We start from the raw sequence: 13,306 nt of genomic DNA on the forward strand, positions 1-13,306 counted from the left end.
GATGAGGGTCGCGCTGCTCGTCACGTGCGTCAACGACGCGATGTTCCCCGACGTCGGGAAGGCCACGGTGCGGCTCCTGCGCCGGCTCGGGGTGGACGTCGAGTTCCCCGCCGCCCAGACGTGCTGCGGGCAGCCGATGGTGAACACCGGCTACCTCGACGAGGCGGTCCCCGCCGTCCGCCGGTTCGTCGAGGCGTTCGAGGGCTACGACGCCGTCGTCACCCCGTCCGGGTCGTGCGCCGGGTCGGCCCGCCACCAGCAGGGCCTCGTCGCCGCGCGGGCCGGGGACGACGCGCTCGCGTCCGCCGTCGAGCGCACGTCGCCGCTCGTCCACGAGCTGTCCGAGTTCCTCGTCGACGTCCTCGGCGTCACCGACGTCGGCGCCTACTTCCCGCACACGGTGACGTACCACCCGACGTGCCACTCGCTGCGGATGCTCGGTGTCGGCGACAAGCCGCGACGCCTGCTCGAGTCGGTCCGCGGCCTGCGCCTGCGTGAGCTGCCGGCGGCCGCCGAGTGCTGCGGGTTCGGCGGCACGTTCGCCGTGAAGAACGCCGACACCTCCGTCGCGATGGGCTCCGACAAGGCCCGCCACGTCCGCGACACCGGAGCCGAGGTCCTCGTCGCCGGCGACTCCTCCTGCCTCATGCACATCGGCGGGCTGCTGTCCCGGCAGCGTGCGGGGGTGCGCACGATGCACCTCGCCGAGGTGCTCGCCGCGACCGAGGACCGGGCGGAGGCGCTGCGATGAGCCGCACCTTCGTCGGCATGCCGGCCTTCCCCGAGGCGGCCCGGGCCGCGCTCGGGGACACCCGGCTGCGGCACAACCTCGCGCACGCCACCGGGACGATCCGCGCGAAGCGGGCCCGCGTCGTCGAGGAGGTCGACGGGTGGGAGGACCTGCGCGTCGCCGGCGCAGCCGTCAAGGACCGGGCGCTGCACGGCCTCGACGAGCACCTGCTGACCCTCGAGCGGACGCTCACGGAGGCGGGGGCGACCGTCCACTGGGCCCGCGACGCCGCCGAGGCGTGCGCCGTCGTCGCCCGTGTCGCGAAGGACCACGACGCCCGCGAGGTCGTCAAGGTGAAGTCGATGGCGACCCAGGAGATCGGGCTCGAGGAGGCGCTCGCCGCCGAGGGCGTCGCCGCGTGGGAGACCGACCTCGCCGAGCTCATCGTCCAGCTCGGCGAGGACCTGCCGAGCCACATCCTCGTCCCCGCGATCCACAAGGGTCGGGCCGAGATCCGCGAGATCTTCCTCCGCCGGATGGCCGCCGCCGGGCGCCCCGCCCCCGACGACCTCACCGACGAGCCGGCCGTCCTCGCCGCCGCCGCCCGCGAGCACCTGCGGGAGAAGTTCCTCCGCGCGAGGGTCGCAGTCTCCGGGGCGAACTTCGCGGTCGCCGAGACCGGCACGCTCGTCGTCGTCGAGTCCGAGGGCAACGGCCGGATGTGCCTCACCCTGCCGGAGGTCCTCGTCTCCGTCGTCGGCATCGAGAAGGTCGTCCCGACGTGGGCCGAGCTCGACCCGCTGCTGCGGCTGCTGCCGCGCTCCTCGACCGGGGAGCGGATGAACCCGTACACCTCGTCGTGGTCCGGGGTGACGCCCGGTGACGGGCCGCAGGAGGTGCACGTCGTCCTCCTCGACAACGGCCGCACCCGGGCGCTCGCCGACGAGGTCGGACGGCAGGCGCTGCGCTGCATCCGCTGCTCGGCCTGCCTCAACGTGTGCCCGGTCTACGAGCGGGTCGGCGGGCACGCCTACGGCTCGGTGTACCCCGGGCCGATCGGGGCGATCCTGAACCCGCTGCTCCACGGACCGGGTGATCCGCGCGACGACGCCCTGCCGTACGCGTCCTCGCTCTGCGGCGCGTGCTTCGAGGTGTGCCCGGTCCGGATCGACATCCCCGAGGTCCTCGTCCACCTGCGCACACAGGTCGTCGACGCCCACCGCGACGACCCCGTGCCCAAGCCCGAGGCGCTCGCGATGCGCGGGACCGGCTGGGCCTTCGGCGACGCCTCGCGGCTCGGGCTCGCGGAGAAGGCGTCCGGCCTCGCCGGGCGGGTGCTCGGCCGGCTCGGCCGGTCCGCCCTCCCGGGTGGGCGCCGGGCGGCCGGACGGCTGCCGGGTCCGGGGGCGGCGTGGACCGGGGCGCGGGACCTGCCGGCGCCGCCCGCCGAGTCCTTCCGCGACTGGTGGGCCCGCACCGACGGCGGCCGGACCGAGGAGGACCGGCTCGAGGAAGGCCGAGCCGGGGAGGGTCCGGCCGTGCGTGGCCGTACCGAGGCCGACGACGAGCCCGGAGGTGCCCGATGAGCGACGCCCGCGAGGAGATCCTCGACCGGGTGCGGTCCGCGCTCGCCGGGACGACGGCGTCGCCCGAGCCCGTGGCCTCGCCGCCCGGTGTGGCGGCCGGTCCGGACACGCTCGACGTCTTCTGCGAGCGGGTCGCCGACTACCGTGCCGTCGTCGAGCGCTGCAGCCCGGACGAGGTCGCCGCCCGGGTGACCGCCGCCCTGCCGGAGGGCGACGTCGTCGTCCCGGAGGGGCTGTCCGTCGAGGTGCCCGGCGCCCGGGTCGACGACGGGCTGTCGGCGACCGACCTCGACGCCGTCGCCGCGGTCGTCACCGACTGCCGGGTCGCGGTCGCCGAGACCGGGACGATCGTCCTCGACCACGGCCTCGGCCAGGGCCGGCGGGCCATCAGTCTCGTCCCGGACGTCCACGTGTGCGTCGTCCGCGCCGACCAGGTCGTCCCCGACGTCCCCGACGCGCTCGCGCTCCTCGACGCCGGGCGGCCGCAGACGTGGGTCAGCGGGCCGTCGGCGACGAGCGACATCGAGCTCGACCGGGTCGAGGGCGTCCACGGCCCGCGGACCCTCCACGTCGTCGTCGTGGAGACCGCCGGGGGCTAGTCCGCGAACCGGTCGGCGAGGTCGGTGAGCGAGGAGACGGTGAGCTCCGGCGAGCGCATCGTGTCGTGCGGGTACGGCGCCCCGGACCGGGCGACGTAGGCGGTCCGCATCCCGGCGGTGGCGGCGCCGTGCACGTCCCAGGGGTGGACGGCGACGAGCATCGCGTCCTCCGGCTCGACCTCGCACGTCGACAGGGCGTATTTGTAGGCGAGCGGGTCCGGCTTCCACAGCGGGGCGTCCGTCACCGACAACAGCTCGTCGAGGACGCCGCCGAGGTCGTTGCGCTCGACGAGGCCCTGCGCGACCTCGACCGACCCGTTGCTCAGCGTCACGAGCCGGATGCCGAGGTCGTCGAGGGCGCGCAGCCCGGGCTCGACGTCGGGGTGGAGCGGCAGGGTCGTGAAGGCCTCGAGCACCTGGTCCGCGGCGGCGTCGAGGTCGTCCGGGGCGTCGGCGCGACCCCCGACGAGGGAGTGGAAGGAGGCCCGGGCCAGGTCGGCGAACACCGGGTTCTCCCCGACGACGGTGAGCGCCATCCCGTCCCGCAGCGTGCCCGCGAACCACGTCGCGGCGAGGTGGTCGGGCAGCCCGAGGTCGGTGAAGGCGGTCGCGACCGGGGAGAGGTCGGAGAGCGTCTCGTTGACGTCGAGCACGATGAGGGCCGGCAGCGGTGCGTGGCTCATCCCCTCATCCTGGTGCCCCGGACCGGGCCGGCGGAACCCCGGGTGGGTCCCGCCGAGCGGCCCCACCCCGGACGGGTGCCGGGCCGGAGCCGCTGAGGGTGGCTCAGTCGACGGCCGCGGCGAGCGAGGCCAGGCTGTTCTCCATCTGCTCCTGGGACACGAGCGGGAAGGAGACCTTCTTCAGCAGCTCCTTGTCGGTGACCGCGCTCCAGTCGTAGGTGCAGCTCACCTCGGTGCTGTCCGGGCCCTGCGGGGTGAGCTCCCAGACCCACTCCCAGCCGGGCGGCTCGGTGCCGGCGGGCGCGGTCTTCCAGGCGAGGAGCTTGTTCGGCTCGAAGCCGACGACGTGGTTGTCCGTCTTGTACTCGCCACCCATGTGGTCGCCGGTCATGTTCATCGTGAACACCTGGCCGGTCCCGGTGATGCGGTCGGCGTGCTCGTCGGAGACGACGAACCCGGAGCCGTCGAGCTGCACGTGGTTGCGGGGGAGGGTGAGCACGTCGAACACCTCGGCGGCGGGGGCGTCGATCGTGCGGCTGACCGTGATCTTCGTGTCGTGGTCCATGCCCCCACCCTGCCTCCTCGGGCGCCGGCGTGGGGCGGCGGGGGCGGCCGGGTTCGTGCCGATCGGTCTCGGAGGGGAGCCGCTGCCTCGGGACCCGCCTGCGCGAGGATGGGCTGATGACCGTCGTCCGCTCCGCCCCGACCCGCGAGCTGTCCGCCGCCGTCCTGCACGACGTGCTGCGGCTGCGCCAGGACGTCTTCGTCCTCGAGCAGGAGTGCCTCTACCCGGACATCGACGGGCGTGACCTGGAAGCGGGGACGGTCCAGTTCTGGGCCGAGTCGGCGGGCGGCTCGGTCGTCGCGACCCTGCGCGTCCTCGACGAGGGCGACGGGGTGACCCGGATGGGGCGGGTGGCGACGGCAGGGGTGGCGCGTGGCGCGGGCGTGGCGGCGCAGATGGTGCAGGCGGCGCTCGCGACCCGGCGGGGACCGGTCGTCATCGACGCCCAGACCCACCTCGAGCACTGGTACGCGCGCTTCGGGTTCGTCCGGGACGGCGCCGAGTTCGTCGAGGACGGCATCCCGCACCTCCCGATGCGTCTCGACGGCTGAGCGGCCCGACGGCTGAGCGCCTCGACGGCTGACGGTCCGGCTCGTCCGTCGGCACGACCGGTGTCGGTGCGGGGGAGCAGGATGAGGGGATGACGGACGACGCCCCCACCCGCGGTGCCGTGACGCTCGCCGACCTCGTCGAGGTGTCCCGGACCGCCGCCGCCACGCGCTCCCGCACGGCGAAGACCGAGGCCATCGCCGGTCTGCTCGCCCGGGCCTCGGACGCCGACGTGGGGACGGTCGTCGCCTTCCTGTCCGGGGTGCTCCCGCAGCGCCGGCTCGGGGTCGGGTACCGCTCGCTCTCGTCACTGCCCGACCCGGCCGGGGAGCCGTCGCTCTCGGTCGCGGAGGTGGACGCCGCGTTCGACCGGCTCGCCGCCTCCGCCGGGGCCGGGTCGACCGCCGCCCGTCGGGCCGAGGTCGCCCGGCTGTTCGAGCGGGCGACGGCGGACGAGCAGCGGTTCCTGCGCGACCTCATGACGGGGAACCTCCGCCAGGGCGCGCTCGACGGCGTCGTCACCGCCGCGGTCGGGAGCGCCTACGGGGTGCCCGACGTGGTCGTGCGGCGCGCCGTCATGCTCGCCGGGGTGACGCACGAGGTCGCCCGGATCGCCGCGGCCGGCGGGCAGGAGGCGCTCGAGGCGGTGCGGCTCGTCGTCGGTCGGCCGCTGCGGCCGATGCTCGCCGCGTCGGCGAAGACCGTCGAGGAGGCGGTGGAGGGGTTCGCCGGCGCGCCGATGCTCGTCGACGGCAAGCTCGACGGCATCCGGGTCCAGGTCCACCGGCGCGACGGGGACGTCAGCGTCCTCACCCGCAGCCTCGACGTCATCACCGACCGGGTGCCCGAGGTCGTCGAGGCCGTCGCCGGGCTCCCAGGCGGGGACCTCGTCCTCGACGGGGAGGCCATCGCGCTCGGCGAGGGCGGCCGGCCGCAGCCGTTCCAGGTGACCGGCGCCCGGACCGCGAGCTCGGCGGACGTCGACCGGCTGCGCGCGGAGGTCCCGCTCACGACGTTCCTCTTCGACGTGCTGCACGCCGACGGGCGCGACCTCGTCGACGCCCCCGCAGCCGAGCGGGACGAGGTGCTCACGGCGCTCGCCCCCGACCTCGTCGTCCCGCGGCTGCGGACCGCCGACCCGGCCGAGGCGCGGCGGTTCTTCGACGACCTCGTCGCGGCCGGTCACGAGGGTGTCGTCGTCAAGGACGCCGCGAGCCCGTACGCCGCCGGTCGACGGGGCAGCGGCTGGGTCAAGGTGAAGCCGGTGCACACCCTCGACCTCGTCGTCCTCGCCGTCGAGCGGGGGTCCGGCCGCCGGAAGGGATGGCTGTCGAACATCCACCTCGGCGCGCGCGACGGCGACGGGTTCGTCATGGTCGGCAAGACGTTCAAGGGGATGACCGACGAGATGCTCAGCTGGCAGACGCAGCGGTTCACCGACCTCGCCGACGGGCCGACGGACGGCTACGTCGTGACGGTGCGGCCGGAGCAGGTCGTCGAGATCGCGCTCGACGGCATCCAGCGGTCCTCGCGCTACCCCGGCGGCGTCGCGCTCCGCTTCGCGCGCGTCCTGCGCTACCGCGACGACAAGACCGTCGCCGAGGCGGACATCCTCGACGCGGTCCGCGCCCTCGGCCCGGCCTGACCCGGGGCGTCCGGCCCGGGGGCGCGGCCGGGCGTCGCTCCGTCCGGGCCGCTGCGAGGATGGGCGGCATGGACGTGAGCCGCGGGATCTGGACGAGCACGGCCGACCTCGACCTGCTCCGGCGCCTCGTCCGCGCAGGGTTCGACTGGCTCGCCGTCGACGCGCAGCACGGGCCGGTCGACCGCGGCCGGCTGCACGCCGTCGGCCGGGCGCTCGCCGACGCGCCGGTGCCGTGGCTCGTCCGGGTCCCGGGCGTCGACCCGGCGTGGATCGGGGCGGCGCTCGACGCCGGGGCGTCGGGCGTCGTCGTCCCCTCGGTCACCGGTCGGACCGACGCCGAGCGGGCCGCCCTCGCCGCGCGGTACCCGCCGCTCGGTGAGCGCAGCTGGGGGCCGTTCCCGCCGCTCTGGGGCGGGGACGCCCCGGACGTCGAGGCGGCGAACGAGGCCGTCCGCTGCTGGGTCATGGTCGAGACCCCCGGTGCGCTCGACGACGTCGACGGCATCGCGGCCACCCCGGGCGTCGACGGGCTCTTCGTCGGTCCGCTCGACCTCGCGCTCTCGCACGGGACGACGCCCGAGGCGCTCCTCGCCGACCGGAGCGAGGGCGCACCGGTCCCGCGGGTCGTCGCAGCGGCCGAGCGCCAGGGCATCGCCGTCGGCGCCTTCGCGGGGACCCCGGAGAACACCGCGCTGCTGCGTGCGCAGGGCATCGGGTTCGTCGCGGTGACCTCCGACGCCGCCGTCGTCGCGGCCGGTGCACGGGCCGTCCTCGACGCGACGGCGCGCTGACCCCTCGACGACGGACCGGGCCATCCACCGGCGGTCGACACGACGAACCAGCAGCATGACCGCCTGGGACGACGTGCGCGCGTGGCTCATGCAGCGGTCGGCGCCGTACACCGTCCGCTACGGCGACCCGCTGCGGTTCGCCGGCCAGGACCTCCCCGCACCCGAGCGGCTGCGCGTCCCCACCCGGCACGGCTCCGTCCCGGTGCACCTGTACCGGCCTGTCGGCTCCGCCGAGCCGCCGCCGGTCGTCGTCCACCTCCACGGCGGGGCCTTCGTCATGCGCTACCCCGAGATGGACGACTGGTGGTGCCGCTACCTCGTCGCGACGACCGGCGCAGCCGTCGCGAACGTCGACTGGTCCGTCGCTCCGCAGGTCCGCTACCCCGTCGGGCACGAGCAGGCCGCCGACGTCACCGCGGAGCTCGCGGCACACGGCGGCGAGTACGGCGTCGACGGCCGTCGCCTCGTCGTCAGCGGGTTCAGCGCCGGCGGCAACGTCGCCGCGTCGGTGTGCCTGCAGGTCCGGGACGAGGGCACCGCCAGCCCGGTCCTCCAGGTCCTCGGGGTCCCCGCCCTCGACCTCGCAGCGGACGTGCCCGACGGCCCGGGCATGGTCGACCCCGGCCTGCGCCGGCTGGTGCGCCGGGTGTACTTCCCCGACGCCGCCCGTCGGGCCGAGGCCTACGCCTCACCCCTGCTCGCCGAGGACCTGTCCGGCCTGCCGCCGACCGTCGTCATGACGGGGGAGCGCGACGCCCTGCGCCCCGACGGCGACCGGTACGCCGCGCGGCTGCGTGACGCCGGCGTCGACGTCACGCACGACGTGTCGCCCGGCTGCGACCACTACTTCCTCACCGAGGACCCCGTGCGTGCTCGATCGACAATGGCGATGGTCGCCGAGCACGTGCGCGCCGCGTGCGGCCTCCCGCCCCCGGAGGGCCGGCAGGGCCACTGACCACGAGGGACGAGCGGCCGGGCAACCGCCCACCGACATCGAGGGACGGATGGATCCGGCGACCCGCGGGCCGGTAGGGCGGTTGACCGGCGGCGGCGGCGGTCGTCGGCGGACCCCGGACAAGGGGTCTCACGGAATGCTCCGGATCCGGTGGATCCCCTCCGGATCCGGAGCGTTCCGCGGCAGACACCCGTCCGGGAGGCCGGCCGCCCTCGCTCCGAGCGCCCGCCCACCCCCATCCCGAGCACCCGCCCACCAGGTCCCCGACCGAGTCGTGGTCCGTGCAGCCCGGGGACGGGGCTCAGAAGCCGGTGGGCTCGCGCGGGGTGTAGGCGGCCTCGAGCGCGTCGACCTCGTCGTCGGTGAGGTCGACGTCCAGGGCGGCGACGGCGTCGACGAGGTGGTGCTCCTTCGTCGCGCCGACGATCGGGGCGTCGACGACGGGATTGCGCAGGACCCAGGCCAACGCGACCGCCGCCATCGGGACACCGCGGTCCGTGGCGATCCGCTCGACGGCCCCGACGATGTCGGCATCGCTGTCCTGGAACAGGCGCTTGCCGAACTCGTCCGTGCCGGAGCGGTTCGTCTGCTCACCCCACGGGCGTGCCACCCGGCCGCGCGCCAGAGGGCTCCACGGGATCGACCCGACGCCCTGCGCGGCGAGGAGCGGGAACATCTCGCGCTCCTCCTCGCGCATGAGGAGGCTGTACTGGTCCTGCATCGAGACGAACCGGGTCCAGCCGTTCAGGTCGGCGGCGTGCTGCATCGTCGCGAACTGCCAGGCGTACATCGACGAGGCGCCGATGTACCGGGCCTTGCCGGCCTTGACGACGTCGTGCAGCGCCTCCATCGTCTCCTCGACCGGGACCTCGGGGTCGAGCCGGTGGATCTGGTAGAGGTCCACGTAGTCGGTGCCCAACCGGGTCAGCGAGGCGTCGACCTGCTCGAGGATCGCCTTGCGGGACAGGCCCGACCCGCCCGGGCCGACGTGCATGCGGCCGTGGACCTTCGTCGCGAGCACGACGTCCTCGCGGCGGCTGTACTCGCGGATCGCACGCCCGACGAACTCCTCGGACGTGCCCGCGCTGTAGACGTTCGCGGTGTCCCAGAACGTGATGCCGAGCTCGACGGCCTGGCGGAAGAAGGCGCCGGACGTCTCCTCGTCGAGGGCCCACGGGTGGTTGCCCTTCGAGGCGTCGGCGTACGTCATGCAGCCGAGCGCGATGCGGCTCACGGTCAGGCCGGTGCTGCCGAGTCGGGTGTACTCCATGGTGCGGCTCCTTCGCGTCGGGGTCTCCTCGCATCATGCGCCCCGAGGCGTACCACCGCGCGGCCGGGGCGGCCGGGTCGAGACCGGACCCGCGACGCCGGGCCTCGACGCCGAGGAGTCAGCGGCGGCTGCGCTGCTCGTCACGCGCGCGGCGACGCGGCTCGATGACCTTGGCCTCGTAGACGACGATCGCGGCCAGCGCGATGCCGCCGCCGACCTGGAACCAGCCGGTACCCGTCCGTCCCTCCGAGAGCCCCACGATGCCGGCCGTCACGATGAGGGCGCTGACGCCCAGCATGATGAGGGGCTGCACCCGCTTCCACGTGCTCATCCGGCCTTTCGCCCGGTGCCGTCGGCGGCACCGTGTCGGTCGTAACCAGGAAGCCGCAGGACCCGGGGGTCGCTGCGGCTCCAGTGGTGGCCAGGGGCGGGGTCGAACCGCCGACCTTCCGATTTTCAGTCGGACGCTCGTACCAACTGAGCTACCTGGCCGGGTGTGCGCTGTACGCACGTCCGCGACGGGTCCGATTCGGGGTGATTCCCCGTCTAGGCCTGTCGCGCGGTGACGAGAGTACCGCATGCACAGGGCCACGACCGACGCCGGTCTGTGCTGCCCGAGGGAGCCGACCTTCCACACGACGACTTCCGGAGGGGGTGCGGTGCTCCAGCCACAGGACCCGAGCGAAGCCGCCATCAAGGGTCCGACGGAGGGTCCGGGCATGTCCGATGGGTCGGCAGCGGCCGCCCCTCACGGACGGTTGGCTGCTTCGACGGGTGCGACGTCGACGTAGGCCCGGGCCAGAACGGTGCCGTCCTCGTCGAGCGCCCACAGGTGAGCTCGACACATCACCGCCGGAGGCTCGGGAAGTGTGATCGTGGAGGGTTCGCTGAGGACGAAAGGCCACACCTCCGTCGCCTCGGTGTGCGTCGAGCCCTCGGCAGGGGCCGGCGGGACCGGCTGTCCGTAGGGCGCCCAGCTTCCGGCCACGCGGATGTGTGCTCGCCCGCCGTGATGCGAGACGTGCACATCGAGGCGCACCGGATCGTCGGTCGGAGGGAGGTCGGCTCCCGCGGCTGCCGGGACGAGGTCGATGACGAGAACCGTGCGGGCGTTGACGTCGGCGACGCTCACACCGCCGTGGTCCTTCGGCCGGCGGTCGGCGTCGACGATCCCCGCCATCTCGTGCTCCACGTCCGTGAGCTCGGTGTAGACGTACCCGGCGAACCGGTCGTGTCGCCGCAGCTCCTGGGTCTGCCACCGCAGGTGCCATCCTCGCTCGAGGCTGGTGAAGCCGGCCCCGTACTCGCTGTTGAGCAGCGGAAGGCCCGTCCGCGGGTGCTGGGGTCCTGAGTAGAGAGCCTTGTCCACGAGGTAGTCCGGCCCGAGCCTCACGGGGAAGGTCTCGCGTGAGCCGTCGGCGAGGCCTGCGACGTTCGTCGCCCACGCGGCGGGGTCCTCGTCGTAGTAGTGCCAGTCGACCAGGTCCGTGCGCACGTGGGCCCATCCGGAGTTGTCGACGACCGGGCGGGTGTCATCAAGGGATCGGAGCAGGTCGTACGCGCTCACCGCCGCGGACGCACGCTCGTCGCTCCCGGGGATGTTCCAGTCCAGGCCCCACTCCTCGTTGTAGAGGCCCCAGATGACGATGCAGGGATGGTTGCCGTCGCGCTCGACCATCGGGGCCAGCTGGTCCTCGAACCGGCGCGCGGCGTCGAGGCTCCAGCGGCTCGGGCCCGGAGGCTCGGCCCAGACGAGGACGCCCAAGCGGTCGGCGTGGTGCAGCCATCGGGGGTCCTCGAGCTTGATGTGCTTCCGGACGAGGTTGTAGCCGAGCTCCTTGGCCAGCTCGAGGTCTGCGACGAGTGCGGTGTCGTCGGGAGCGGTCATGCCGGTCTCCGGCCAGTACCCCTGGTCCAGGACCCCGCGGACGTAGAGACGCTCTCCGTTGAGCGTGAGGTGTCCTCCGTCCGCGGCGATGCTGCGGAGGCCGGCCGTGTACGTGACGAGCTCTCCCGGGGAGGTGTCGTCGCCCGCCGTCGTGACGGTCAAGGAGTAGAGGTGAGGATCGGCCGGTGCCCACAGCCTCGGAGTGGTGATGTCGAGTCGCCCGGAGAAGGTGCCCTCGTCGTCGGGGACCAGCTCCACAGCCTCGGAAGCGTCGGAGCCGGACGTGACGGCGACGATGACCGGTGTCTCCCCGGACGCCGCGTCGCCGGCGAGTCGTCCCTGGAGGTCGAAACCGGTGAGGGAGTCGCCTCGGATCTCCAGCTGCTCGACGTACGTCCGGGCGCGTCCTTCGAGCCAGACGCTCTGCCAGATGCCGGACGTGGGAGTGAACGAGACGCCGTCGTAGTCGTCGCGCGGTACCGACCGCTGCTTGCCATGGGGGATCTGCCGCTTGTCGGCGGGGGCGGCGACGTCGACGACGAGGTCCACCGACGGGCGTCCTGCCACCTGGTCGGTGACGTCGACCTCGAAGGAGGTGTGCCCGCCCTCGTGTGACGCGACGAGCACGCCGTCGAGGCGGACGTCGGCGCGGTGGTGCACGGCACCGAAGCAGAGGACGGTCCGCATGCCCCCCCAGTCGGGGACGTCGAACCGGCGACGGTAGGTGGCGTGCTCGACCCACGTCCGGCCGATGCCCGACGCCTGCGTCTCCCAGGAGAACGGCACGAGGACCTGGATCGTCTCGTCCTCGACGCGCAGGTCCCACGGCCCGTTGAGGGACATCCAGCGCTGAGACCGGTCGCGGTCCGGTCGGGGGTACTCGGGCCTGGGATGCTCCGTCGTCGCGGCGTGGGGGGACGCGGGACCGTAGTCCGTCGGAACGGCGGATACCCGGCTCACGCCCGTGCGGAACGGGGCGTCCTGGTGGTCCTCGGCGACGGTCGGGTTGGTGGACGTGGCGCTCATGGCGTCCTCTCGAGTCGGGTCAGGGTCAGTCGGGGGTGTGAGTGGGAGTCGGCCCGCCGATGCGGCGAACCGACGTCCGGCCGGGTCAGGTCACGCGGAGGTTCTGGGGTCACCCCTTCACGCTCCCGGCGAGGATCCCGTTGACGAAGTGCCGCTGGAGTGCGACGAATGCGACGAGCAGCGGGACCAGGGCGACCGACGCCGCGGCGAGCAGCTCGCCGGTGACCGTGGCGTAGTCGGCGCCGATCCGGTTGCCCGTGATGTTCTGCGCCAGGTTGGCCAGGACCACCTGGAGCGTCGACATGCGGTCCGAGTTGGCGACCACGACCGGCCAGACGAAGTCGTTGTAGATGTTCATGACGGTCAGCACCGCCAGCCCCGCGATCGCAGGCCGGATGCAGGGCAGCACGATCCGCCAGAAGATCCCGAACTCGCTGCAGCCGTCGACGCGAGCCGCGGCCAGGAGCTCGTCCGGGATGGCGGCGATGACCTGCCGCATCCAGAAGACGGCGAAGGCGTCGATCGCGCCCGGCAGGATGAGCGCGGGGTAGGTGTTCACCCAGCCCAGCTCCTTCATCTGAAGAAGGAGGGGGATGATGAGCACGACGGTCGGGAGCATGAGGGTGACGAGTACCGTGCCGAAGAGCAGCGAGCGTCCCCGGAAGTCGTACTTGGCGAACCCGTAGGCCGCCAGCGGGGCGAAGAAGAGCGTCAGCGCTCCCTTGGTGACGAGCACGACGGCCGTGTTGGCGAAGCCACGAGCCATCGGGACGTCCTGGAACATCGCTCGGAAGTTGTCGAGCCCGAGTGTCGAGGGGTCCAGGCCAAGGGGGTCGGCGACGATCTGGTTGGCCGGCTTGAAGGCCGATACGACGGCCCATGCGACCGGAGCGAGCGCCAGGGCGGCCAGTAGCCCCAGGAAGAGCTGCCCCACGAGGGCGGCGCCACGGCCGCTGTCGGCAGGGCGACGTCGTGAGACGCGACCCGACCTGCGCATCGACGATCCGACAGTGGTCATG

The 13,306-nt window shown here is 73.7% G+C and carries 13 protein-coding genes and 1 tRNA gene; 7 read left to right on the top strand and 7 right to left on the bottom strand.

The window, feature by feature from the left end:
• Position 1 precedes the first annotated feature (1 nt).
• Genes KC207_RS00440 through KC207_RS00450 form a run of 3 tightly spaced genes read left to right on the top strand, consistent with a single transcriptional unit; the run spans position 2 to position 2,915 of the window.
• A complete protein-coding gene (locus KC207_RS00440; protein ID WP_211600908.1) occupies positions 2-751 on the top strand; it encodes a (Fe-S)-binding protein in 750 nt (249 codons plus the stop codon).
• Positions 748-2,316 (top strand): lactate utilization protein B, encoded by a 1,569-nt coding sequence (locus KC207_RS00445; RefSeq protein WP_211600910.1) that lies wholly within the window; start codon positions 748-750, stop codon positions 2,314-2,316. The genes KC207_RS00440 and KC207_RS00445 overlap by 4 nt, the downstream gene beginning before the upstream one ends.
• Positions 2,313-2,915: a LutC/YkgG family protein gene (locus tag KC207_RS00450; protein ID WP_211600912.1), complete on the top strand. Its 603-nt coding sequence runs from the start codon at positions 2,313-2,315 to the stop codon at positions 2,913-2,915. Before KC207_RS00445 ends, KC207_RS00450 begins: the two co-directional genes overlap by 4 nt.
• On the opposite strand, the gene KC207_RS00455 is transcribed toward KC207_RS00450, so the two are convergent.
• Positions 2,912-3,598 carry a haloacid dehalogenase type II gene (locus tag KC207_RS00455; protein WP_211600914.1) on the bottom strand — a complete coding sequence of 229 codons (687 nt, stop codon included), beginning with the start codon at positions 3,596-3,598 and terminating at the stop codon, positions 2,912-2,914. The genes KC207_RS00450 and KC207_RS00455 overlap by 4 nt on opposite strands.
• A 103-nt stretch (positions 3,599-3,701) precedes the next feature.
• Positions 3,702-4,163, bottom strand: a complete 462-nt coding sequence (locus KC207_RS00460) for an SRPBCC family protein (protein ID WP_211600917.1) — start codon at positions 4,161-4,163, stop codon at positions 3,702-3,704.
• Between the two features lie 116 nt (positions 4,164-4,279).
• Between KC207_RS00460 and KC207_RS00465 the strand changes: the two genes are divergently transcribed.
• The 4 genes from KC207_RS00465 to KC207_RS00480 all read left to right on the top strand — a co-directional run bounded on the left by KC207_RS00465 (position 4,280) and on the right by KC207_RS00480 (position 8,103).
• Positions 4,280-4,714: a GNAT family N-acetyltransferase gene (locus tag KC207_RS00465; protein WP_211600919.1), complete on the top strand. Its 435-nt coding sequence runs from the start codon at positions 4,280-4,282 to the stop codon at positions 4,712-4,714.
• Between the two features lie 89 nt (positions 4,715-4,803).
• Positions 4,804-6,357: an ATP-dependent DNA ligase gene (locus KC207_RS00470; protein ID WP_211600921.1), complete on the top strand. Its 1,554-nt coding sequence runs from the start codon at positions 4,804-4,806 to the stop codon at positions 6,355-6,357.
• 68 nt (positions 6,358-6,425) lie between these two features.
• A complete protein-coding gene (locus KC207_RS00475) occupies positions 6,426-7,148 on the top strand; it encodes an HpcH/HpaI aldolase family protein (protein ID WP_211600923.1) in 723 nt (240 codons plus the stop codon).
• Between the two features lie 55 nt (positions 7,149-7,203).
• On the top strand, positions 7,204-8,103 hold the full coding sequence (locus tag KC207_RS00480) for an alpha/beta hydrolase (RefSeq protein ID WP_211600925.1): 900 nt from the start codon (positions 7,204-7,206) through the stop codon (positions 8,101-8,103).
• A gap of 301 nt (positions 8,104-8,404) precedes the next feature.
• Here the strand turns inward: KC207_RS00480 and KC207_RS00485 are convergent, their stop codons facing one another.
• The 5 genes from KC207_RS00485 to KC207_RS00505 all read right to left on the bottom strand — a co-directional run bounded on the left by KC207_RS00485 (position 8,405) and on the right by KC207_RS00505 (position 13,305).
• The gene (locus tag KC207_RS00485) at positions 8,405-9,373 is read right to left on the bottom strand and encodes an aldo/keto reductase (RefSeq protein ID WP_211600927.1); all 969 of its coding nucleotides are present in this window, start codon (positions 9,371-9,373) and stop codon (positions 8,405-8,407) included.
• 118 nt (positions 9,374-9,491) lie between these two features.
• Complete coding sequence (locus KC207_RS00490; RefSeq protein WP_211600929.1) at positions 9,492-9,704, bottom strand: hypothetical protein; 213 nt, start codon at positions 9,702-9,704, stop codon at positions 9,492-9,494.
• 84 nt (positions 9,705-9,788) lie between these two features.
• Positions 9,789-9,865, bottom strand: a tRNA-Phe gene (locus KC207_RS00495).
• Positions 9,866-10,121: 256 nt separating this feature from the next.
• On the bottom strand, positions 10,122-12,287 hold the full coding sequence (locus KC207_RS00500; protein WP_211600932.1) for a glycoside hydrolase family 2 protein: 2,166 nt from the start codon (positions 12,285-12,287) through the stop codon (positions 10,122-10,124).
• A 109-nt stretch (positions 12,288-12,396) separates the two neighbouring features.
• A complete protein-coding gene (locus tag KC207_RS00505) occupies positions 12,397-13,305 on the bottom strand; it encodes a carbohydrate ABC transporter permease (protein ID WP_211600934.1) in 909 nt (302 codons plus the stop codon).
• Position 13,306 lies beyond the last annotated feature (1 nt).

This window comes from Phycicoccus avicenniae, assembly GCF_018139485.1.
GTDB classification, from domain to species: Bacteria; Actinomycetota; Actinomycetes; order Actinomycetales; family Dermatophilaceae; genus Phycicoccus; species Phycicoccus avicenniae.

Bases quoted from the DNA above. Each gene is read 5' to 3' on its own strand.
- KC207_RS00440 (WP_211600908.1), top strand. From the start codon at position 2: ATGAGGGTCGCGCTGCTCGTCACGTGCGTCAACGACGCGATGTTCCCC.
- KC207_RS00445 (WP_211600910.1), top strand. From the start codon at position 748: ATGAGCCGCACCTTCGTCGGCATGCCGGCCTTCCCCGAGGCGGCCCGG.
- KC207_RS00450 (WP_211600912.1), top strand. From the start codon at position 2,313: ATGAGCGACGCCCGCGAGGAGATCCTCGACCGGGTGCGGTCCGCGCTC.
- KC207_RS00455 (WP_211600914.1), bottom strand. From the start codon at position 3,598: ATGAGCCACGCACCGCTGCCGGCCCTCATCGTGCTCGACGTCAACGAG.
- KC207_RS00460 (WP_211600917.1), bottom strand. From the start codon at position 4,163: ATGGACCACGACACGAAGATCACGGTCAGCCGCACGATCGACGCCCCC.
- KC207_RS00465 (WP_211600919.1), top strand. From the start codon at position 4,280: ATGACCGTCGTCCGCTCCGCCCCGACCCGCGAGCTGTCCGCCGCCGTC.
- KC207_RS00470 (WP_211600921.1), top strand. From the start codon at position 4,804: ATGACGGACGACGCCCCCACCCGCGGTGCCGTGACGCTCGCCGACCTC.
- KC207_RS00475 (WP_211600923.1), top strand. From the start codon at position 6,426: ATGGACGTGAGCCGCGGGATCTGGACGAGCACGGCCGACCTCGACCTG.
- KC207_RS00480 (WP_211600925.1), top strand. From the start codon at position 7,204: ATGACCGCCTGGGACGACGTGCGCGCGTGGCTCATGCAGCGGTCGGCG.
- KC207_RS00485 (WP_211600927.1), bottom strand. From the start codon at position 9,373: ATGGAGTACACCCGACTCGGCAGCACCGGCCTGACCGTGAGCCGCATC.
- KC207_RS00490 (WP_211600929.1), bottom strand. From the start codon at position 9,704: ATGAGCACGTGGAAGCGGGTGCAGCCCCTCATCATGCTGGGCGTCAGC.
- KC207_RS00500 (WP_211600932.1), bottom strand. From the start codon at position 12,287: ATGAGCGCCACGTCCACCAACCCGACCGTCGCCGAGGACCACCAGGAC.
- KC207_RS00505 (WP_211600934.1), bottom strand. From the start codon at position 13,305: ATGACCACTGTCGGATCGTCGATGCGCAGGTCGGGTCGCGTCTCACGA.